Source organism: Paenibacillus sp. FSL M8-0334 (genome assembly GCF_038000405.1).
In the GTDB taxonomy this organism is placed as follows: domain Bacteria; phylum Bacillota; class Bacilli; order Paenibacillales; family Paenibacillaceae; genus Paenibacillus_AQ; species Paenibacillus_AQ campinasensis.
Genome location: NZ_JBBOCH010000002.1, coordinates 664,031 through 686,669, shown reverse-complemented (window position 1 = coordinate 686,669; position 22,639 = coordinate 664,031). Strand labels below are relative to the sequence as shown.

The 22,639-nt window shown below is 50.5% G+C and carries 16 protein-coding genes; 5 read left to right on the top strand and 11 right to left on the bottom strand.

All coding sequences use genetic code 11. The features are described from left to right. Window positions 1–4: 4 nt before the first annotated feature. The 4 genes from MKX64_RS17270 (at window position 5) to MKX64_RS17255 (ending at window position 5,037) form a co-directional block, all read left to right on the top strand. Window positions 5–2,413 (top strand): ABC transporter permease, encoded by a 2,409-nt coding sequence (locus MKX64_RS17270; protein WP_095263851.1) that lies wholly within the window; start codon window positions 5–7, stop codon window positions 2,411–2,413. A 37-nt stretch (window positions 2,414–2,450) separates the two neighbouring features. Beyond that, entirely contained in the window at window positions 2,451–3,302 is an 852-nt protein-coding gene (locus MKX64_RS17265; protein WP_095263850.1) for a hypothetical protein, read from the top strand. A 454-nt stretch (window positions 3,303–3,756) separates the two neighbouring features. Then, window positions 3,757–4,539, top strand: a complete 783-nt coding sequence (locus tag MKX64_RS17260) for a helix-turn-helix transcriptional regulator (RefSeq protein WP_095263849.1) — start codon at window positions 3,757–3,759, stop codon at window positions 4,537–4,539. A 72-nt stretch (window positions 4,540–4,611) separates the two neighbouring features. After that, window positions 4,612–5,037, top strand: coding sequence for a VOC family protein (locus MKX64_RS17255; RefSeq protein WP_095263848.1), 426 nt, complete (start codon window positions 4,612–4,614; stop codon window positions 5,035–5,037). Between the two features lie 322 nt (window positions 5,038–5,359). On the opposite strand, the gene MKX64_RS17250 is transcribed toward MKX64_RS17255, so the two are convergent. Continuing rightward, a complete protein-coding gene (locus MKX64_RS17250; RefSeq protein ID WP_095263847.1) occupies window positions 5,360–6,625 on the bottom strand; it encodes a glycoside hydrolase family 30 beta sandwich domain-containing protein in 1,266 nt (421 codons plus the stop codon). A 289-nt stretch (window positions 6,626–6,914) separates the two neighbouring features. Here MKX64_RS17250 and MKX64_RS17245 point away from each other — a divergent pair, with 289 nt between their 5' ends. Beyond that, the gene (locus MKX64_RS17245; protein ID WP_095263846.1) at window positions 6,915–7,697 is read left to right on the top strand and encodes a helix-turn-helix transcriptional regulator; all 783 of its coding nucleotides are present in this window, start codon (window positions 6,915–6,917) and stop codon (window positions 7,695–7,697) included. 89 nt (window positions 7,698–7,786) lie between these two features. On the opposite strand, the gene MKX64_RS17240 is transcribed toward MKX64_RS17245, so the two are convergent. From MKX64_RS17240 to MKX64_RS17195, 10 genes are all read right to left on the bottom strand, one after another. Then, window positions 7,787–9,181, bottom strand: coding sequence for an ABC transporter substrate-binding protein (locus MKX64_RS17240; protein WP_341036765.1), 1,395 nt, complete (start codon window positions 9,179–9,181; stop codon window positions 7,787–7,789). A 324-nt stretch (window positions 9,182–9,505) separates the two neighbouring features. Further along, complete coding sequence (locus MKX64_RS17235) at window positions 9,506–11,692, bottom strand: MMPL family transporter (protein WP_155617732.1); 2,187 nt, start codon at window positions 11,690–11,692, stop codon at window positions 9,506–9,508. A gap of 345 nt (window positions 11,693–12,037) precedes the next feature. Further along, window positions 12,038–12,688: a response regulator gene (locus tag MKX64_RS17230; protein ID WP_155617733.1), complete on the bottom strand. Its 651-nt coding sequence runs from the start codon at window positions 12,686–12,688 to the stop codon at window positions 12,038–12,040. A gap of 4 nt (window positions 12,689–12,692) precedes the next feature. Further along, on the bottom strand, window positions 12,693–13,892 hold the full coding sequence (locus MKX64_RS17225; protein WP_095263841.1) for a sensor histidine kinase: 1,200 nt from the start codon (window positions 13,890–13,892) through the stop codon (window positions 12,693–12,695). Between the two features lie 54 nt (window positions 13,893–13,946). Beyond that, window positions 13,947–14,291 (bottom strand): Asp23/Gls24 family envelope stress response protein, encoded by a 345-nt coding sequence (locus tag MKX64_RS17220; protein WP_155617734.1) that lies wholly within the window; start codon window positions 14,289–14,291, stop codon window positions 13,947–13,949. Between the two features lie 582 nt (window positions 14,292–14,873). Then, on the bottom strand, window positions 14,874–17,099 hold the full coding sequence (locus MKX64_RS17215) for an ABC transporter ATP-binding protein (protein WP_155617735.1): 2,226 nt from the start codon (window positions 17,097–17,099) through the stop codon (window positions 14,874–14,876). A gap of 23 nt (window positions 17,100–17,122) precedes the next feature. Continuing rightward, on the bottom strand, window positions 17,123–17,650 hold the full coding sequence (locus tag MKX64_RS17210; protein ID WP_155617736.1) for a DUF1854 domain-containing protein: 528 nt from the start codon (window positions 17,648–17,650) through the stop codon (window positions 17,123–17,125). Further along, window positions 17,647–19,944: an ABC transporter ATP-binding protein gene (locus tag MKX64_RS17205; protein ID WP_341036759.1), complete on the bottom strand. Its 2,298-nt coding sequence runs from the start codon at window positions 19,942–19,944 to the stop codon at window positions 17,647–17,649. The genes MKX64_RS17210 and MKX64_RS17205 overlap by 4 nt, the downstream gene beginning before the upstream one ends. A gap of 70 nt (window positions 19,945–20,014) precedes the next feature. After that, complete coding sequence (locus tag MKX64_RS17200) at window positions 20,015–20,788, bottom strand: alpha/beta hydrolase (protein ID WP_155617738.1); 774 nt, start codon at window positions 20,786–20,788, stop codon at window positions 20,015–20,017. Between the two features lie 121 nt (window positions 20,789–20,909). Next, entirely contained in the window at window positions 20,910–22,613 is a 1,704-nt protein-coding gene (locus tag MKX64_RS17195) for an RICIN domain-containing protein (protein WP_155617739.1), read from the bottom strand. Window positions 22,614–22,639 lie beyond the last annotated feature (26 nt).

Sequence of the window (22,639 nt, the reverse complement as noted above, 5' to 3'; positions counted from 1 at the left end):
TCGCATGGCCGCCATCTGGACGCTTTGCTGGTCACATATCCGGAAGAACAAAATTCAGAATCTGTTCATCCTTCTGCTCATTTTGCTGTCTACGTTGCTGGTGACAACGGCAACGATCATCATTGCCAATACAGGCAATATGTTCTTTGATATGCACAAGAAAACGAACGGCTCACATCAGATCATCATGCAGGAAAAGGGGCTCCATGATCCGCAGCTCGTCCATCAATGGTGGGAAGCCCAAGAAGGCGTATCCGTCTCCAAGCTGCTGCCATACCGGACCTTATCGGGCATCACCTACGATAACCAGAACATTCCGAACGCCTATCTGCATATGATGCAGACGCCGGAGCGCCCGTTTGTGGTGGATGATTTGGTTTTTGCAGAAGGAACAGAAAGTGCTTCGCCGGCCAAAGGCACCGTCTGGGTTCCTACCTCCATGGCCAATGCTTACGGAATGTCTGTCGGGGACACCGTCAGCTTTCATATCGGGTCCGGACAGCTGCCGCTCAGCATATCCGCAGTTGTCGTTGACGTTCCATTCGGCGCACCGTTCACCAATACATCCCGCATCTGGATGAACACGGACGATTATCAGGAGCAGATCGCTCCGCTGCCTGGACAGGATGCTTACATGACGGGGTTGCGGTTTGACGACTATGACAGAAATGCAGCCTATTGGTCGGACTTTGAAGCCGCGCTCGGCGGGCCGTTCCTTGAGACCAAAATGGAGTTTGAGGCGATCTCCTCCTTCTACCTGATCATCGGCCAGATTGTCGGTTTCATCATGATTTTCCTCGGCCTGGTCATGATGCTGATTGCCTTGATTACTATCGGGTTCACCATTTCGGATGCCGTTCTTGCCAATTACAAAACGATCGGCATTCTCAAGTCGCTGGGCATGACCTCCAGCAATACGATTGGAACCTATATGATGCAGTACGGCTTGCTGGCTTTCATCGCCGTCATCCCTGGACTTGCGCTCAGCCGCATGCTGTCCAAAATTGTGATCGGCATGTCGGTCTCCTCTTTGAGCACCAGCAATACGCAGATGGAGATTCGGGGATTGGATGCCGCCGTGCTTGTCGGTGTGTTCTTATTCGCGGTGGTCATCCTGTTTGTGGCGTTGTACGCACGAAAGGCCCGCCACGTCCAGCCTGTACAAGCGATACGCTTTGGCATGTCCGAGGCGAAGAGCAGCAAGTTCGCCCAAAGAATGAATGCCGATGGCACCAGCAAAATCGGGTTTGGCAACCTGCCTGTAATGGCTGTCCTCGGCATCAGAAATCTGATCAAGAACAGAAAAGGCTCTGTTCTGATGCTGATTCTAACGACGCTGGCTTCCTCTGTACTGGTGCTTGGGTTCATCGTTCTCAACAGCATTTTCGGCATTCAGCAAACCGCCGCCAAGTGGGGATATGATTCAGCCAACATCTCCGCCTTGGTCATTAATAAAATGACCTTCCCTCGCGAGCAATTTGAGCAGGCTGTTGCAAACGATCCAAGAATCAAGGATATCGGGTGGCAGGGCAATACAACGGCGATGATCGCCGATGAATCGGCCTCTGGATCCGCAGAGGGCAGCAGCCCGCTAAGCATCTATTTAAGCGTGCTGGACGGCAGCTACGAGCAGATGGGCTTTGACACCGTATCCGGATATAATCCGCACTACAAGAACGAAATTGCCCTCGGCGTCAACGTAGCACGAACGTTAAACAAAACGATCGGCGATACGGTCGATGTCTATATTGAAGGAAACAAGCAGACGCTGCTCATTACCGGCATCTATCAGGCGATCTCGAATTCTTCGTATTCCGCGCGCGTCACCATCGATGCTGCCAGAGCCGCCAATCCGTCCTTTGACCTGCTGGATGTTGCGTTTATAAATCTTCATGACGTGACCGAGGCGGATGGCGTTGTCAGCGATCTTAATGAGGCGTTTCAAGATTCGGCGTCTATCGTAACGCAGCAAACACTGCTCGACTCCGTCTTTACGGAAGCGGCCAACATTATGATCTACCCGATGAGCTTCATCGGATTGTTGTTTACCATCGTCACCTTCATCATTATCTATAGCACATGCCGGATCAATATCCGCAAGGAAAGCCGGAATTACGGCATCTATAAGTCACTTGGAATGACCTCCCGGCAGATACGGACGTCCATTACGCTCGGCATTGCCGCGCTTTCCATACTCGGCGCGCTGCTGGGGATCGTGATCGGCATCTATGGTCTTCCGAACCTGCTGCAGAGTATCCTCGTCGGCTACGGCATTGTGGAGCTACCTATGATCCTCCATTCTGGAGGAGTCGCTGCAATTGCATCCGTGAGTATTATCGCAGCAGCGCTTGGTGCGTGGGGAGCTTCCAAAGTGGTTCAGAAATCCTCTCCGCGCATCCTGGTGGTAGAATAACGGCTGCCTAGCCGTAAATAACAAGGAGCTGATGATCATGAATAAAAATATACAGAAGTTGCTGCTCGCCGCACTTGGTTCCATGCTTGTCCTTTCCGGCTGCGACAGTTCCCAAGGCGAAAGCAGCACAGCCGATGAAACGTCAAGCTCGGCTGCTAAGTGGTATGATCAGATGCTCAGCAACAGCGTGAGAGAAGATCTGAGTGTCATCATGGAGGATGGCATCACGGAAGCTGTGAAGATCGAAAATTCCGTAGGCAACATTGAGGTATCCGCAAGTCCGGATGATACGCTGAGTGTGAAGGCATCACTTCAAACCTCGAATAACCACCGGTACAAGACGATGATGGAAGAAATCGTCAAGGAAGCGGGCATTTCGGTACGGGTAGAAGGTGATCAGATGGTTGTTGTCGCCCACCCCCAGGGAGATCCGGAAACAGACTTATGGACTTGGGCCGAGCGAAAATTTGGAGACTCCAAATTCGGGATTAACTATGAAGTGCAGCTGCCTGCCAAAGTCACTCATTTCGATATTTCGACAGATGTCGGCGAAATCGGATTAAGTGGATTGGATGGCGAATACAACGTATTCAACAGCGTCGGTGTGATTCGCATCAACGAAGCGAACCTGAAGGGCAAATCCAGTGTGCAATCCGAGCTTGGCAACCTGCGTATTCAGCTCGACGGAATCGAGAGCGGAAGCGCCTTGAAAGCCACCACCGATGTCGGCACGATTACCGCCAAGCTTCCCCCGGATGCTTCATACAGCTTAAGAATTACAACGGATCTAGGGCGCGTCAGCGGAGCAAGCAAAGGAAAAAGCGATGTGAATGGCGGCGGTCCACTGATTACGCTGACCTCCTCCGTCGGCTCGATTACGGTAGAATAATCAGGATTACAGAAGCCGCTCCTACCATCGGAGCGGCTTTTGGTTACTTCCACTCCTTGTCAGTCCTTCTCTTTTACATCGACCAACTTCCACTTTTTCGAGCCCTTGCATGATTATCCCGTTTGGTCAGGCAGCAGAAACAGACAAGGTTGGTAAGAAGAAACAACCTATGGAGCTTGAGCCATGTAGGGATGCCCAATTTTTCAAATCGAATCAAGCAGATCGTTAGTAATCTCCATCCGCTGCTATTTACTTCATTTTTCTTTGTTCCTCCCTCTTGCTTCTGCTCCCTTCCCCGCTCCTATGCTCCCTGAATGAAAGGGATACTGATGCAAAGGCTGCATCATGACACTTTAATAGAGCACTTATGCTTGCCGTTTAGATTGTTCCCCGGTGGACTGGATTTATGGTACAGTAAACTAAAATGAACTGAGTCAGCGAAAGGAGCAGGACCGTGAAGGAACGGATTCCTGACATTCTTGCGTATATGCAAGCATCTGTCACACAAGATATCACCGTGGAACAAGTCGCCAACCATTTCGGTTACAGCAAGTATCATTTCAGCCGAGAATTCAAGCGTTTGACAGGATTTTCAGCAGCGGATTATTTGTCTTCATTAAAAGTCGAGTTCGCCAAACAGGCCCTGCTCCGGCATGAACATTCTGTGACTCATTCCGGATATGATGCAGGTTATTCCAGCATCGGCACGTTCTCTACCACATTCACAAGAAAAACCGGACTCTCTCCCCGCGAGTATAAGCAGCAAGTCGAAGCGCTTTACAGCGTGGCCAAGAAATGTGAAGAAACGGATGCAACGGTTATTGGCCATCACGAGGCCCCGCTTGCATCGGAAACAAGTCGATGTCTTGTGTCCGTCCGTTATCCCGAAGGCTACCAAGCCGGAGTTACGTTTGTAGGATTATTCCACAGCCCCATCCCCAATCACCGGCCGGTGGTCGGAGTCGCACTCACCAAGAAGCACACGCATCTTTTTGAACATATTCCGAACGGGACCTACTATCTCCTTGCATGTTCGATTGAGAAAACCTTCAATCCGATGCGTTACTTCGTACTGGATGATTGCTTGCGCGGCCGTGTGCAGCACCAAGTGCGTTTCCCCCAGGATCACAACCAAGCCTTTACAATCACGCTGCGTGAAGCCCTCCCGGAAGACCCGCCCATCGTGGTCAATGTCCTGAAGCTGCTCGCAGACTCATTAAAAAACCGCAATGCATGAGAAGTTATTCGCTCGTTTTTCTGTCAGTATGAACTTGTACTTCTATTTACAACAGAAAGGAATGGGATAACGATGGATATCGTCATTACGCCATATCTGATGCTGGACGGCAGGGCCCAGGAAGCCATTCAATTTTACCAGGAGCTCTTCGGTGCGGAAATCATTGGACAAGAGTATTTAAGGGACTGGCCTGGAGAAATGGGGATTGAGGTTACACCGGAGAATGAAGGACGCGTGATGCACGCTCACCTGAAAATCGGAAATTCCGAGATCATGCTGGCCGATTACCTTCCCGGCCAAACTCCGCAGCCCGGCTCTTCCATCAACTTAATGATCGTTGTTAAAGATGCCGAAACCGCGAGAAAACTCTTTTCCCTTTTGCAAAACGGTGGGAAGGAAATCATGCCGCTCCAGGAAACGGGATTCAGCCCGGCCACAGGTCAAGTCATCGATAAATTCGGGATTGAATGGCAGATTGTGACCGATCAACCCTCATGAGGAATTAACGATGTAGCGTACATGTCCACAAGCCCGTCTGCAATGGAGTCTTATCCCCTGTTTAACTAGGTGCAGACGATCTATCTTTTAATGGATGCATGATAAAAAGCCTTCAAACAACAGTCGAGCAATTTCTGTGTTTGAAGGCTTATATAATTATGGAGCCTAAAGGTAAACCGCCTGAAATATAATGCGTCTGAGCATCGAAGGGCAGCTGACTAATTTGCAGCCAGAACAAAGAGCTGACCTTCCAAGTCGTCCTGTACGATCTGAAGACAGAGCCCTTTGTCTTGTACTTTGATTCCTTTGCATTATCGGTATGTTACCGCCCGAGTTCACCCACAAAAGTTGTAACGCTTTGCGCGGGAAGATGAGCCCAGAAATTGCGCCCTGTTACATTGAGAGATGTTCCTGGCTGGAGATTGCTATTGCTGCTCGTGATCCACCTTGATACCTGCGAAACCGATCCGTTTTGCAGGACAAAGTTCTGATTGACCCCAACGCTGCTCCGGTTAATCGCAACGATAACGATTTTGTTGTCACCTTTATAAGCTGATACGTAAACGTTGGATTCAGGATTTTTCGTGGCATCCACCCTGACATAGCCGGGGCGGACAAACTTGGAGAAATGAGCCATATTGTAGCCGCGTTTGCTGATCGTGCCATCCTCCTTCATCGGGCCGTAAGATCTGCGGATATACCACCATACGTAAGCTTGAAAATCGCCCTCTACCATCGCGTTGTGGATATGGTAAGACACATCCAGGGCTTCGGGCCAGCGATCCGCCGAGTTGTTGTCGCTGTTCGGATAGTATACCTCCGTCATCCAGAGATCTTTTCCCGCTCCTTTTTGTTTGAATAGCGGATAAGCGAAATTGCTGATCGGGGTCCCGTACAGATGAGCGCCGAGAATATCCATATTGGCAAGCGCCTGGGGATCATTCAAAATCGGATCCGACATATTTTTCAGATACTGGAACGATTCCGGCGCGATGACTCTCGTGTTGATCGATCCGGCATTTTCTTTCATAAACCGAAGCATTTCCTGCGGTGTCCACCATGTCCAGTCATGTGCATAATCGGGCTCGTTTTGGACGGATATCGCATACAGATCGACGCCATTGTTTCTCATGTACGTGACGAAATCGTTAAGATGCTGGGCATACGCGGCATATTTGTCGTATCGAAGTCGTTTTGCGGACACGCCGTTACGGTTGAAGGTCTCAATCATGTCGGCGGGCGGATTCCATGGCGAAGCAAAGACAATAGCTCCAAGAGCAATGGCTCGTTTGGCCGTCTCCAGCTCGCGGTACCATTGATTTCGGTCTTCATGAACGTAGATTCTTAGTATCGAGAAGCCTAACTGATTCGGCCCGTTCCCGAAAGCGGTCTCTCTCTGTGCTGCCGTCAAATCGCCGATCCATGCCGGGTGGTTAATGCCTCCGAAACCGCGAATCACTTGTTTCTCCGACGATACATTCACGACGGCGTCACTAGCTGCGGAAACATCACCAGGTACCGCCATAAGAGACAATGCAATGACAAGAGACAAACATGTACATAATGCTTTTTTAATCCATGAATTCATGAAAATGCTCCTCCCTAATAATTTTTGGTTTCGTGAATCAGAGCGTACTCGGTTGAATACCTATCCAGCTTGTCAATTCCACTCCATCGCTTGCTCCGCTAACAATCGGTTAATCGCCTTAGCTAAACAAACAGCACGCCGAGCGTCTTCCGTTCCCTTCTCGCATTTGACAATTTCGATAATCACAAGCGGAGATTCCATGCTGATTCCATGTTAAATACAATCCAATCACAGGTTGTAAATGATCCTTGGGACATTACAATTTGTTTTAAAAGGAGGCGATCTTCGCTTGGAGCTTGAATATCACCCTCATCTCGTACCGAATGTTTTTCTGTTCGTGGACCGCAAATGTTATCCGGATTGGAGAATTCAGAAGGCCCGCATCGGGTTTCACGATTTGACGTTCGTCGTTAATGGCCGGGCAAACTACTACATTGACGGCAAAAAATTTGCAGTTGAGGCGGGCGATCTGGTGTACGTTCCCAGAGGAAGCGTACGGGAAGCCCATACCTTCAAGGAATCTCCCATGCATGCGTATCCTTTCAATTTTTTCTGGGCCGAGCCGCACAATCATATCCGGCTTCCGTTTGGCGTCGTTACGAAGAAATTGATCACCAAGGAGATTCTTGCCTACATCCGGGAGTTCAACCACGTGTGGATGAATAAACAACCGTTTTATATGATTCATGCCCGTGCATTGTTCGAACTCATTCTCCATCGGCTCCTTCACGGCATGCATCGCCAAACGATCATGCCTATCGATCCGCGGATCAAGAAGCTGACTTCCTTCATCGAAGAACACTATGCGGAAGACTTGTCGTTAAACGACTTTGCCGAGCAGTTCAACCTCCATCCCGTTTATTTAGGGAAACTATTCAAAAAGAATACCGGTTCGACCTACAAGGAATACCTGCAGCGAGTACGTGTCAATAATGCTGAAATCATGCTGATGGCCGGCGGCGTTACCGTGACGGAAGCCGCTGAATCCTGCGGCTTTCAAGATCTTTCCTATTTCAGCAAAGTGTTCAAGGAAGCGAAAGGCTATCCACCGTCTGCCGTTAAAAGGCATTGATCTAAAGTCGCTTCCATCTGTAACGCTGTACCTGACTCTTCCCTTCAATACGCCGGGAGGACTGGCCTAGATTCCTTTTGAGACCATGATTACTTTTTCCAAACCGCATCAATCGCCGCCTGGAACGGCCCTTTATATTTCTCGACGACCGTCGATACCGGGATGCCTTCCATGATTTCCCCTATAAATTCGTAATATGGCATGGATGGGTATCCGCTCTCGGTATCAATCACTTTAATGCTCTCACCGGCCAGCTTGGCATTCTGAATATCGTCCTCGTTGCTGAATAAAGTCTCCAGCGTAGATTGTTTCGGATAGTCGTAGATCGAGTTGATATCGTTGATTTTCTCGTAGATATACACCAGACGTTCGGGATGCTCTACGGCGCTTGGAATCGTCAGGTAATTCGGGATCGTATTATGCGAATGATAGCTTGATGCGCTTGGCCCTCTCGGAAATGGGAGAAATCCGATATCGTAATCCGGCATGTCCTGCTTGAAGTTTTCCATTTCATAATCGCTGCCTGCAACCATCAATGTGTTGCCTTGGCGAAAAAATAGGCCCGGCTCGGTCCAGTCTCCCCCTTCCGTTGGCCTCCCCACCGACTCGGTTGCGAGACGTGACAAGAAGTTCAGCACTTCCAAGGTTTTGGGATCCTCGAGTCCTTGTTGATCGAGAATGACCAGATTCGCTTCGTTCGAGGCCATGGCAGGAACCAGCAAGGAAGCCGATGCAAGACCCCAAATATCTAACTTGCCGTCGTTATTGGAATCTTTGTTTGCTTCTTTCGCGACCTGAATGAACGTCCCCCAGTTCCAGTTGTCTTCGTTGACGTAGTCCTGCAGTGGCTTCATGCCCAATTGATTCATTAACGTGCGGTTATAGAAAATGCCGGATGACGCGCCGTTGATGCCGGTCCTGAACCCGTAGCCCCTTCCTTCGTATTGGGAGTACTCGTTCGTGTACTGCTGGATGAATACCTTCTCATTCTTCGTGTATTCATCCACCGGCGCGAACAATCCTTGATTGACCAGCGTCGGAATCATCCATGGCCGCGCTACCCGGATGATGTCGCCGATCGGTTCGCCCGCCACCAGCGAGGCTGTCACCTTATCCTGGTACTCGCCGAAATCCACGACTACGTATTCCATTTTGAAATTATGTTTTTTCATCAGCTCTTCCAAGTTATGTTTCCGTTCAATGTTGTCAGGGTTGTCTTCCTGGATGGACTCGTCATACCAGGACACCCATTTGATGGTGCGGCCGCCCATATCAAAATCCATTTCAGGCGTACCGGTTAATACTCCCTGGCTGCTTGAATCGTTTGTCGGCTGCTCGTTTGTCGCTTCCGCAGGCGCGTTGACGGCCTCTTCCGCTTTGTCGGGGTCGACTGTCTTCGCATCACCTCCCAGGCTGCTGCTGCATGCCGTCATGATCACCAGAATCAGACTGCATAACAGCAGACTGATTTTACGCATCCACATGCGCTATTCCCCCCCTTAATGGCTGCATGAATATGCAGCGCTTTCATTTTGATGCTCACCAAGATCATATAACTGCTTACGAAAACGAACCATAGAGAAACTAAACATGATTTGTAAATACTAAAAAGCGCGTTACCAGTTAAACTGGATACTAATTCTCCTTCTCCACGTATAAAAACCCACTGATCTTTTTATACACAGCGGGTTAAAAAACCGAGAAACTAATCGGAAACCAAAAAATCGTACATGAAGGGCGTGCCCTTTATGTACGATTTGGAAGCAAAATCTACTGTCCTTTGTATCACAAGTACCGAACGATAAAGCTTATCCCTTGGATGCCTGATCCATTCCTTGTGTGTCTTTCATCACAGATTCGCCTTCTACATCAATGTTGGGCAAGATACGATCCAACCATTTTGGCAAATACCAGGAACTCTTCCCAAAGATCGTCATGATCGCCGGAACAAGGGTCATACGTACGATAAAGGCATCAACCAGAATTCCAAAGGAAAGTGCCAGTCCCATGGACTTGATGATTGGATCCTCGGCCAAAATAAAGCTGGCAAATACGGCAATCATGATCAGCCCTGCTGCTGTAACCACCGGACCGCTATGTGTGATTCCGTTTTTTACGGATTGGCGTGCATCGCCCGTATTTGTGTACTCTTCACGCATCCTACTCACAAGGAATACTTCATAATCCATAGCAAGACCAAACAGAATGCCTGTTACAAGGATCGGCATAAAGCTTAGTACAGGGCCAGGTTCGGGAATGCCGAACAGGCTCGCAAGATAACCGTCTTGTATAACCCATACAATAAAGCCCAGAGTAGCTCCTAGCGTAAACAAGAACCCAATTACGGCTTTTATCGGTACAAGCACGGAACGAAATACGAGCATGAGAAGCACGAAGGCAAGACCAACGATCAGCAGCGCAAACTTAGGCAACGCTTCAGCAAGCTTTTCGGAAATATCGATGTTAACCGCTGTTCCGCCTGTGACCATGATTTCTAAATGGCTGTCCTTATTGATCTGGTCTGCCTTGTCCCGAATTGTCTTTACAAGCTCGGTCGTACGAATATCATGTGGACCCGTCTCCGGCAGCAAATTGATGATAGCCGTCTCCCCCGAAGGACTTGGAATGGCTGGCGATACACTTGCTACATTTGGCAGTTCTTTTATATATGCCGTTGCCTTTTCAATATCCGTTTGAGCATCTGCACTCCCTTTAGCTCTTGCCACAATTACAAGAGGTCCATTAAATCCTTCTCCGAATCCCTCGGCTAGCAGATCATAGCCGCGGCGCTCCGTCGTATCGGTAGACTTCAAGCCATTGTCTGGCAACCCAAGCTCCATGTGGAGAAACGGTACGGTGCATGTGATCAGAATGGCAATGCATAGAATGGATGTAAGCCAAGGCTTTCTCGTGACGACCTTGCCCCAACGACTACCGCCGACCTTCTCCTTTTTACTCCCTGACCATCTCCGAAGCCATTTATTCTCACGTGAAGGACTGATCCGCTCCCCTGCAGCTCCCAATACGGCCGGTACAAATATAACGGCGATCAATACTGCGAATAGTACACTAACCGCTGCGGCGAGACCCATCATGGTAATAAACGGAATCTGTACAACGGACAAACCCACCAGAGCTATGATAACGGTTAATCCCGCAAATACAACCGAACTTCCGGCCGTAGCATTGGCCTGCGCAATTGCCGTATGACGGTCGTATCCTTCTGCCAGTTGCTGGCGATACCTGGAAACGATAAACAAAGCGTAATCGATGCCTACGGCCAAAGTGAGCATGACGGCAAGCGTAATCGAGAAAGATGACATCGATATAAAGTTGGAGCCGATAATGATGGTCATTAATCCAATGCCAAGACCGATGACGGCCGTCAAAATCGGAAGACCAGCAACAAGGAACGATGTAAAGGTGAATGCCAGAATCATAAAGGCAATCAGGATTCCGATTACTTCAGAGATTGCACCGATTTCAATTTCCGAGAATGCCACGCTGCCTGCGAGCTCTGTCTGAATCCCTTTCCCGCGTAAGGATTCCACAATTCCCAGAACATGCTCTTTTGAGTGCTCTCCAACCTCGTTTGCCGGCTGAACATACGTTATATCGGCATATCCGATCTTTTTGTCTGGGCTTATCGTCATTGCGTCGTATGGACTCAACACGGATTTTACGAACGAATCCTTTTGGACGTCCTCCAAAGCCTGAAGAATCCATTTCTTACTGATGTCTGATTCAAGGGTGCCATCATCGGCTTTAAAAACCAACCTTATCTGACCACCGTCATCGGACGACGGAAATTCTTCTTTTAAAATGTCAGCGGCCTGGTCTGATTTGGTGCCAGGTATGGTCATCTCCCCCGTAAAGGAAGTTCCCAGGCTAAGCCCCAAGGTCGCGAGCAATATAAGCAGTGCGAATCCTCCAATAATTACCGATTTCCTTTTCCTCGCAGACCATGCACCGAGGCGATATAACCATTTTGCCATAACTCTATTTCTTCCCCTTTCATCAAGCAGTAATCGAGAGGAATTGCCTGCAGGACAACCTCTTTACCCGATCATATCGAATAACGGATCAAAAAAAATCGTACAAAAGGGCATGCCCTACATGTACGATCGGGAAGAAAAAATATGGACTGGTGGTCATCATACATCCAATTCGGAAACTTCCTTGTCATATTCTCGTTCCGTTTCTTCATAATGAAACAAAGGATTCCACACTTGTGCAAAGAAGGGATCTACGACACAATAAAAAAATCGTACGATAGGGTCTCCTATGGTACGACCAGGCAGATAGAGAAGTATGGGCAGACCAAGGCTAAGTGCGATGTCTTACAATTGAAGAATTCCTTTTTCGATTGATACAGCTACCGCCTCCGACCGCGAGTCGACTCCCAGTTTGTTATAAATATTGGTTAGATGAGCTTTCACCGTTCTTTCCGATATTCCCAAGTCCGAGGCGATTTCCTTATTTCGCGCCCCTCTTGCTATCGCTTGTAAAATGATTCGCTCTTTCGGAGTGACCTGGTAAGATGATTCGGGCACTGATGAGGATTTCCGATCCTGGCGGAATGCAAACACTCTTGACGTAATTTCAGGTTGCAGCAGCGTCTCGCCACGCAAGGCAGACTGGAGCGTTCGAAACAAGTTATCTCTGCTTGTATCCTTCAGCAGATATCCTTTGGCGCCTAGGGCTAGAGCATTCATCATCAGCTCGTCCTCATTATAAGTCGTCAAGATGATCACCGGTATTTCCAATTGGAGCTCTTTCATCTTTTCCAGCGTGCCCAGACCGTCCAATCCACCAGGCATATTCAGGTCTAACAAAATGATGTCCGGCTCGGCTTCCTTGATCAGGCCTATCGCCGACTCTCCCTCTTCGGCTTCGCCGATGACTTCATACTGCTCATCCGTTTCCAGAATCATTTTCAATCCTTCCCGTACCACCCAATGGTCGTCCACAATCAGTATCTTATGTTTCATGATCTTATCCGCCTTCCGATTCCTTTTTCTGTAATAAAATCTGAATACAAGTACCTGTTCCCGTATTCAGAATGTTTACATGCCCGCCAATCAACCGAACACGCTCCTTTATGCCGATAAGCCCATAGTGTCCCGCTTGGTTACCGATGATGTCCGGATTAAATCCGATACCGTTATCCCGAATCGTCATACGGAAGTTCCCATCGGTAGTGTCTTCCATTTGAACGATAACATCGGTTGCCTCGGCATGCTTTGCGATATTCGTTAATGCTTCTCGTAGTACATAGAGAAGATGCTCCATTGTCTTCCCGGACAAGCGCATCTTAACGGCATTATTTAGCTTTACTGGAGTGCCTGTTGCAGAGGAAAATCGATGAATCTCACTCTTCACTGCATCCTGCCAATCAAGTTCAGGCAGCGTCCGAGCACGCAAATCATCAATGGCATTCCTTGCATCAGCCAACGTTCGTCTGGCCTGACTCATCGATTTATTAACTATTTCCTTGGCACGCTCCAAGTTCCCTCTATTCAGATGCGCTTCAGTCGCTTCAAGTTGCATAATGAGCCCCGCCAGCCCCTGTGCAAGCGTGTCATGAAGATCTCTTGCCATTCGTTGCCTTTCGTTGGCGATAGTAAGTTGTTCGACTTGATCATGAGCTTGCTTTAAGTCCTTCAGAAAAAATTCTGTCCGCATCCGAGATTCAACTTGCCTGTAAAATAATATTGCATACGATATGATGATAATGGTCATAAAGATCATCAACGCAATGAATAACAATATATCATTGGACCACTGCGTATTTAAAGTAAATATGCAAAAACAAGCGTACAGAATCCCGAAAATCATGGATACAATGATTAACCTACGATAGATAGCCAAGCACTGACCAATTAATACGGGTAGCAGCCCGATCAACAGCGCTGGCATACCATCAGGCATCAAAAGGGCTGTACTGAAAATTAAAACGCCCTGGACGGTGACGTAAAGTAATCGAGAGACGGATACGACGACCTTCACATGCCAGTACAACAACACATGGACGGCAATCATAACAAGGAAATAAATGGTCGGAACAATGACAGGATTGACGATCGTCTGCAACGTTATGGTTGCTGTGGTTACGAGAAGAACCCACAATACGATAGGGATCCTTGCGGCCGTTAAGGTAGTTTCTTTTCCAATCCAATTAGCGTTTAACTCCATTCTCTTCTCCTATCTTCATGATGTATATCTGCAAGTTCTTAATGTCAGTCTTTTCTATGATAGGGACAATCCTTCCACACGAACATGAACCTCAGCAACCGTAAGACCGCTTAATTGTTCGATAGCTTCGCGGACGTTACGCTGTAAACCATGGCATACCTCGTGGATCTTCAACCCGTGTTGAACAATAATTCTCAGTTCAACTGAAACCATTGCATCTGAGATTTTTACTTGAATTCCCTTCATCATCCTTTTGCCGCTTAAATGCTTAACTGCCCCGTCCACAAGGCCAGCGGTCATCGATACAATACCATCTGTTGCTTTCGCTGCTGTTCCGGCAATCTTCGAAATAACCTGATCCGTTATGTTTATTCTCCCTATGGATGTGTGCAATGTCATATGAGTACCCCCATCTGAATATGGATTGCAAATTAATCGGTTGTGCCATTCACTGTGATAACCTTCTTTATTATTCATTATACATGATCGATTCGGACTAGATATCGTACATAAGGGCAGATTACGTCGTACCATAGGGCAATAGTAAACGAGATACGAGTGAAAAGGAGTGTCGCATCTGAACACGCCTTCGGGATTCTATGCGCGCGCCGAGGCTACACTTGCCAAATTTCTTTTGCAAGCCCGACAACAGTCTGAATCATTATGCCTACGGTGCGGTGGTCAGTTGGCTATTCGAAACCGTGGCTGTCATAACCGTCCTCCCAAAAGAAAACCGGTTCATACTTAAACCACAGCAGCGGAATTGAAATTGCAGAACGATTCCAGAATACTGCAGCCGGGAAGGCACGAGATCCTAGCGGCAGTAAATTAAGAGGTACTCGCCACTGCGAACAAAATGAATAGCTGTCATAGAAAACATACAAAACGACTCGATATTTTCATTCGAGTCGTTGTTTAGGCTTACAGCAAAAGCCCACATTCATTCAATTGATTTCGCTGCCACGCCTTGCACCGACCTGCCTAAACTTGCGGCGATACCACCTCGGACGATCCGCTCTTGCCGGACATGCTGCGCTGGGCGGCGATCAGCTTATAATAGATGCCCCGCTTCTCCATCAATTCGCGATGCGTGCCGATTTCCGCGATCCGCCCCTTGTCGAGAACGACAAGTCGATCAGCATTTCGCAGCGTGGATAGACGATGCGCGATAGCGATCGTTGTGCGATTCTTCGTCACCCGCTTCAGTGCCTCCTGGATGGCCGCTTCCGTCTCGATATCTAGCGAGGCCGTCGCCTCGTCCAGAATGAGGATCCGCGGATCGTTAAGCACGGCGCGGGCGATCGCTATGCGTTGTCGCTCGCCTCCCGACAAATTGTTCCCGTTCTCTTCGAGCCTTGTGTCGTAGCCGTCGGGCAAGTTGATAATAAAATCATGCGCGTTGGCGATTTTGGCCGCCTCGATTACTTCTTCCGGTTTCGCGCCCGGCTTCGAGTACTGAATGTTCTCCGCAATCGTCCCGCTGAACAGGAAGGTCTCCTGCAACACCACGCCGATCTGCGAGCGCAAATCCTCCTGCCGGATCATCCGGATATCGATGCCATCGATCCGTATCTCCCCTTCATTGACATCATAAAAACGGGAAATCAGGTTGATCGTCGTCGATTTGCCCGAACCGGAATGACCGACAAGACCGATCATTTCCCCCGGCTTCACGGTGAGATTGATCTCCTTCAGAACAGGCTCATACGATCGGTAACCAAAAAAAACGCCCGAGAACTCGATAGAGCCCCGAATCCGGTGCCCCACTGCGTCCTTTGCATCGATGACTTCCGGCTGTTCGTCGATCACCGAGAATACGCGATGCATCGAAATGACGGCATTCGCAATCCAGCGCGGCATGAACATCAACCAGGAGATCGGCCCGAATATCATTGCCGCATAGGCACTGAACTGGATCAGCTCGCCTACGTTCATTTCCCGGCCGATAATCATGTAACAGCCGATCATGAGAACGAGATATTGCCCGATCTGAATCAAATAATTTGAGATGGGCGATAAAATGCTGTACAACTTCTCGCTCTTGATCGCGGCAGCGGCGAATTCACCGTTGTATTCCCGAAATCTGCGGATCTCCCGCTCTTCCTGGCCGAACGCCTTGACGACCCGAATGCCGCTCAGGACATCATGAAGGAACGAGTTCGCCTTGTCGGAGATGCGCCACTGCTTGTGAAACAGCTTGTGCAGCACGTGTCTCCAAATATAGTAGTGCAAATAAGCAACGAATGGCGCCGGAAGCAGCACGATCAGCGCCAGCCGCCAATCCGCCGAAAAGAGCAGCGTCGCTGAAGCGATCAGGATGATCAGTTGGTAGATGGCCGTCGTGCACATCTCCTGAATCAAATGACGGATGCGGTCCGTATCGGCCGTCACCCTGTTCATCAGGTCTCCCGCCCGCTGCGACGTCAAAAATCCGAGCGACATACTCTGAATCCGATCGAATACCGTTTTGCGCAAATCGGCCGCAATGCCCGAACTGACGCTGGCCATGATCCGATTTCTGGCGATGCCGAGCAGCTCGCCGAAGGCCAGGGTGAACAGCATCCCCGCAAGCGCAAGGATGAACACTCTAACGCTCGCTTCTCGCCCGGCAGGGGGCACCAGCGCAGCGTTGACGAGCAGCTTCTGGAAATACGGTCCCGCCAGCGCCAGCGCCGAAGCGGCGATCAGGACGCCAAGCCCGAGCATCAAGCTACGCCAGTGACTTCTCGATACAAGAAGCAGTCGTTTGAAAGCGGCTGCCTTGCTCATACAGCGGGGACATACCCGCGTACCCGGGATGAGCGATCGCCCGCATGCCGCACAAACCGGGTCCGCTTCGTCATGATAAATCCGGACGGGGCGACTGGCGGCCATGTCGTTCAAGATTTGGGCGATATAGCCGTACCTTGCCGCATGCTGCATCGTCACCCTGACGATGATTCGCTTCGTCTCGTTCTCCGTGGCTTCGAGCACCGCATTGCCAACAAACGGCACCAGCTTGTAATCGCTGGCCTCCGCGATGTCCCCGTGATCCCGCACCTGGCCGTCTTGCACATACGCCCACCTGCCGCCGCCGATCGCCAGATAGCCCTCCACCCGCCGTCCTTCCAGCGACAGGTCGGCCGGGACGCAATAAGCGATCTCCCCTCCGACGATTTGGCGTACCGCCGCTAGATCCTGATCTGAGAGCGTGAAATTCAAATTCATCGATATTCCTCCGTTGCCGTCGTTTACATTCTCATTTCGATCATTCGGTATTCCTTGTCGCTCAACTGATCCACCTGCGGGATGACGAAGCGGTTTCCGTCGACGTCGGTGATCAGCAGGCGGTTCTCCGCCGCGAACTTGACGTTGCCGCTGCCGTTTCGCACCGTAAACCGGCACAGCCCGGCCGTCGTTGCTACTTCCCAATAGGAATAGCCGAACTCCTCGCTTACGGCAATGACCTTCGTAATTTCCGGCGTAAAATAACGGATCTTCATCTGCCTTTCGATCAGGGAAGCCGTCCCCTGTGGAAAATCGTCAAGATGGCGGATCATGCCGATCTCCTTGTTGTCCGCCGTTCGAATCGACAAGAATGAGCGCTGGTTCGTATGCGGGAAGGAGCAATGCACGTATACCGGCGAATGCATCTCACCTCCGGTCCGGACCGACAGCATGCGGCCGCTTGTCTCCATAAACTCCGAATTGCCCGGCGTTAAATATCGGATGCCCGCCGCATCCGCCAGCTCCGTTCCCCGATGTTCTTCCATCCTCATGCGATGATTTCCCCCTTCATTCTGAGCGCTTCATCATGTTTGCGGACGAGTTCCCGATAGACGCCCTCCATCGCCATCAGCTCTTCGTGCGTACCGGCTTCGACGACAACGCCTTTATCCATCACGACCAAATAGTCGGCTTGCCTTAGCGTGGACAGCCGGTGTGCAATCGCGATCGTCGTCCGTCCTTTGACAAGCGAATCGAGCGCCTGCTGGATATACAGCTCCGTCTCCGTATCGAGCGATGCGGTAGCCTCGTCGAGAATGAGCACCTTCGGGTTGTGCAGCACGGCTCTGGCGATCGACAGCCGCTGCTTCTCCCCGCCGGACAAGCTATAGCCGCCCGTACCGACCTCCGTATCGTAGCCGTCGGGCAGCTTCTCGATGAAATCATGCGCGTTCGCGATCTTGGCTGCATGCAGAATGTCCTCAACCGAGCAATCGGGATCAGCGTATGCGATATTTTCGGCGATGCTGCCCGAGAACACATAAACATCCTGAGAGACGATCCCGATATGACACCGCAATGAAGCTGTCGAAAGATCCTTGACATTGACGCCGTCAATCCGGATTTCTCCCTCGGTTACGTCGTACAATCGCGACACCAGATTGACGAGCGTCGATTTCCCCGCACCCGAATGGCCGACGATGCCGATCATCTGCCCCGGCCTCGCGCGCAAGGACACTTGTTTCAAAATCGGTTTGTTCGGCTCGTAGCCGAACGTGACGTTATCGACTTCAATATCGCCTTTCATCGCCGGCAACGTAACGGCGCCAGGACGCTCTGCTACATCCGGCACGGCGTCCTGGATCTCGAAGATACGCTGCGCCGCCGCCATGCAATTGGACCACCAGCCGACGATATTGTTCATGAACTGAATCGGCCCGTACAGCATCATCATATAGTTGACGAACGTCAGCACAGTGCCAAACGACATCCGGCCTTGCATCACGTACCAACCGCCGAACGCCCAAATCAATATCCCGCCCGCTTGGGTCAGAAAATTGAGAATCGGGAACACCGTACCGCTCAATTTGTTGAAACGCTGTTCCGCCACGGAAAATGCATTATTCGACCGCTGAAAGCGGCTGATCTCCACCTTTTCTTTACCGAATGCCTTGACGACCCGCGAGCCGCGAACCGAATCGCTGATGATTGAATTCAGAGCGCTTACCTTGCGGTGTCTCCGCCAGGACAAGCGCCACAGCTTCGGAAACGCGCTCCGGACAAGCCATAGTACCAGCGGCATCGGCAGCAGGCAAATCAGCGTAAGCCGCCAATCCATCCACAGAAGCACGGCGGTGATGCCGATGATGTTCATCGCGTTCACGATGAAATAAGAAAGACCGTCGACGAAAAAATATTGCAATTCCTGAGCGTCGTTGTTCACTCTGGTCATCAGATGGCCGGTCTGCCTGCGCATGAAAAAATCGAGCGATAACCGCTGCAACGCGGTAAATACAGCCGTTTTCAAATCGAAGGCGACCTTGGCCGCCAGCTTTGCGATGATGGTGCCGAACAAGATTCCGAATAACAGCGATAGCGTACGGAATGCCAGAATGATCACAATGACGAGGCCGATCCGCCCCGCGAAAGCCCCATTGCCGGCAAGCGCCTGATCAAATAACACCGTGCCTTGAAAATAAGGAATGACGAGACCGGTCACCGAGTTCAACAGCATAAACAACACGATAAAAAAGATGGACAGCTTGTACTTGCCTGCAAATGACAGCAAACGTGCGAAGACGGCATGTCTTTTCATGCATTTCGGGCAGAACGGCCTGCCTTCTTCAGGGTAGATCAATCCGCATGTCGGGCAGGAAGCCCCATGCGATTCCTCATCCTGTTCGAAGGCCTCAGAGGGCTCGTTCTTCTTCATTTTGTCGAAGGCTTGCGCAAATCGGACAGCCTGTTTCATATGACCGCTTGTGAATGCGCCGATCACTCGCTCCTCCTGCTCCTTGGCGACGACCATGCCGGAAGCGACCAGATTGACGATGGTCAAGGCTTCAAGTCGTTCAAGGGGAATGCGCTCCCATGCCCAATCGACGGAACCGTCTTGCACCAGCTTGCCAGTGTCCTTATGCCGGCCGGCTGCATATCCCGAAAACGTCTTCTCCTTCGAAATGCCGCTGCTACGGAAGATGTGGAGTGATTCCCGGGACAAGATGAGATAGCTGTCCGCAAAGCCGCCGTCCGGCCACCGGTCGCACTCCATCCAGTACACCAGATCAGCGGCTTTTGTACCGTTTCTGTCCAGCATGGACATGATTTCCTTCGGCAATATCGTCATGTTTTTACCCTTTCGTTCATGGCTGAAAGTAAAAAGCCCGGCCAATAAGGCGCAAGGCTTCCTTCTTACATTAGTTATCTTTAAATAGGAGCTGCGAAAAATGATACAAATCGTTCTTCCATACGGGCCAATCATGTCCGCCGCTTTCCTCATACCACACATGAGGAACGCGATGCTCCGATAAATACGCATGTGTCCGATCGCTAATCGGCTTAAGATTGTCTTCATCGCCGCATGACAGCCAGAGCAATTTGAGTAATGCCGACGCTTCTTCCGGATCCGGGACGAGCTGTTCCGGTGATTTCGTGTTGGGAGCCGGGGAAAAAGCGCCGATCCATGCGAAACGGTCGAGATGCTTCAAGCCGATATTTAACGATTGCCCCCCGCCCATAGACAACCCCGCAATCGCACGGTTTTCCCGGCCTGTCGATACCGAATATCGTGACTCGACGAAGGGAATCAGATCATCAAGCAAATCGTATTCGAACGTCTCGAACGCTTTCACTTTGTCCGGATCAAACAGGTCCCCTTCCGCCCGATCGTTCGGCATCGCACGGCCATTCGGAAACACGACGATCATGGGCGCAAGTTTCCCTTCCGCATATAGATTATCTAGGATCGTCTGCGGATCGGCATGACGGTACCATTCGGTTTCATCACCTCCGATGCCATGCAGCAAATAAAGAACGCTGTATACGTTGTCTTCCGCGTACCCCGGAGGCGTGTAGATCATCGCCTTACGATCATTGCCTACCGTTTCGGATGCATATTCCACCGTTTCGATTTTCCCCCTGGCGATATGTTCCCGATGCCGGTCGTATCCGGCCGGAGCCTTCTCCCTCATGTTCCTCTCCCCTTCAGTACATTGGTTTGGCACCGGGCGATATCCAATCAAACACACCGCCCGGCAAACTATGTCCTAATGCTATCACTCAAATGTAGTCACTTTTATGCAATCATGCTGTTTAATTCACCTTGACCAGCTGCCATTGCTGATGCAAATCCCCTCGATAAGGATTCTGCTGGAGCTTGGCTCCGTCTGCGGACGAACCACCCGCCACTTCGACGGCTTTATTGCTGTTGGCGTTAAGGATGCTCCAGTATCCGTTGCTGAGCTTGATCAGACGGAATCGCTGCGCTTGATTCCCATAATCCTGCATGAGCTGTATTGCTTCCCCGTTGTTTGAAGAACCGTTTCTAACATCCATCACCTTGCCGTCGCTCGAACTGACGCTGCGAAGCCGGTATACATTGTTGTATGCTCCCATATCGTCCGCAACCCATCGCTGCGCCGTGGCGTTATTGTCCGGCCATTGCTGCAGCTGCAGCGAATTGCTGTTTTGTCCGCCCGGGACGTCGATCACCTTCCCTGAGGCACGGTTCACGATTTTATAGGTTTCTCCCGATATAATACCATTCCATATGCCGTTCCATGGATGAAGCTGCGCACGTTCGTAATACCATTCGAAGATAAAGCGGGCCATGCCGTCCCGTGCCGGATCGCCGTCGAAGAGCAGACCTGACGTCGGATCGGCAAACGTGCTTCTTGGCCCCGGCTGCAGAAGAAAACCGTTCATGTGGACCGCGATGCTGACGTTCCCGGCTGTCGTAAATATCGCTTTGGTGTTTTTGCCGAAGCCTTCGTTCGAGCCGTTGAACAGCTCCCAGTACTCCGAGTCTCCCGGCAACCGTTTGAACCAGGTCGTTTCCGTAATATTGATCGGATAGTTGTCCGCGCAAGGCTTAATGTTGGTATCCCACTGCTGCTGGAGTATCGAACCGTTATCCTTTGCTCCGTAGCCCGGGTACCAATGCACGGCATATCCGATGTTGTTCAGCGGATCGGTTAGCGGACGCGTGGCGCATAACTGATAATATTGATCCCATCCAAGGCCGGCAGCCCATATCACGTTATCTGCCCCTTGACTGCGGATCGTGGAAATGATGGAATTTTGAAAATTGCGAAGCGAGTCCCAAAACGCCGGAAAATCGGGATCAGACGGGTGTCCTCCCCAGCGTCCATTCGCATAGGACAGCACCGGCTCATTGATAATCTCGAACATGACGTTGTCCGCGCTTTTGATCGCAGGTTGTGCCGCAAGATATCCCCAGATTTGATTGAATTTCTCGAGATTGGCTTGCGTCGTTGCCTGATTATCCTGGAGCGTGAAGTCGAGGCCTAGCGTAACGTAGATTCCCTTGCTCTTAGCATACTGGATATAAGGCACGACAACATTCTGCGTAAAGGACTGCACGCCCGCAAAATTATACGTTCCGGCCGCCACGTCGCCCATGTCTTCGCGGTCGATAAAGAGCCTGACCTGATTCATATACCAGCCGTGATTGTTGCCGTACTTCGGAGACGTATCGGAGAATGTGTCGGTAATATCCTTTAGATATTCCAAAATGGCAGCATGGCGATTTCCTCCATTCCGGTTCAGGTAGTAGTTGCTTCCCTGATACGTCCAGTACGAGCCCCCAGGCTGGTGCCATCCGCTGAGGACAACGGGCTGCCCCTCGCTGTTTACCAGCTGATTGCCGCTGACGCGAAGCTTGGACATCGGCATGCCCGACCATGCGTCAGCAGCACCGTTAGGGTGCCCCAGCGTTATCGGCAGCAGGAGCAGCACAGCCAATAACAACTTAAGCGTCCATCCAGTTCTTTTCATACATCGATCAACTCCTCTTCATTTTG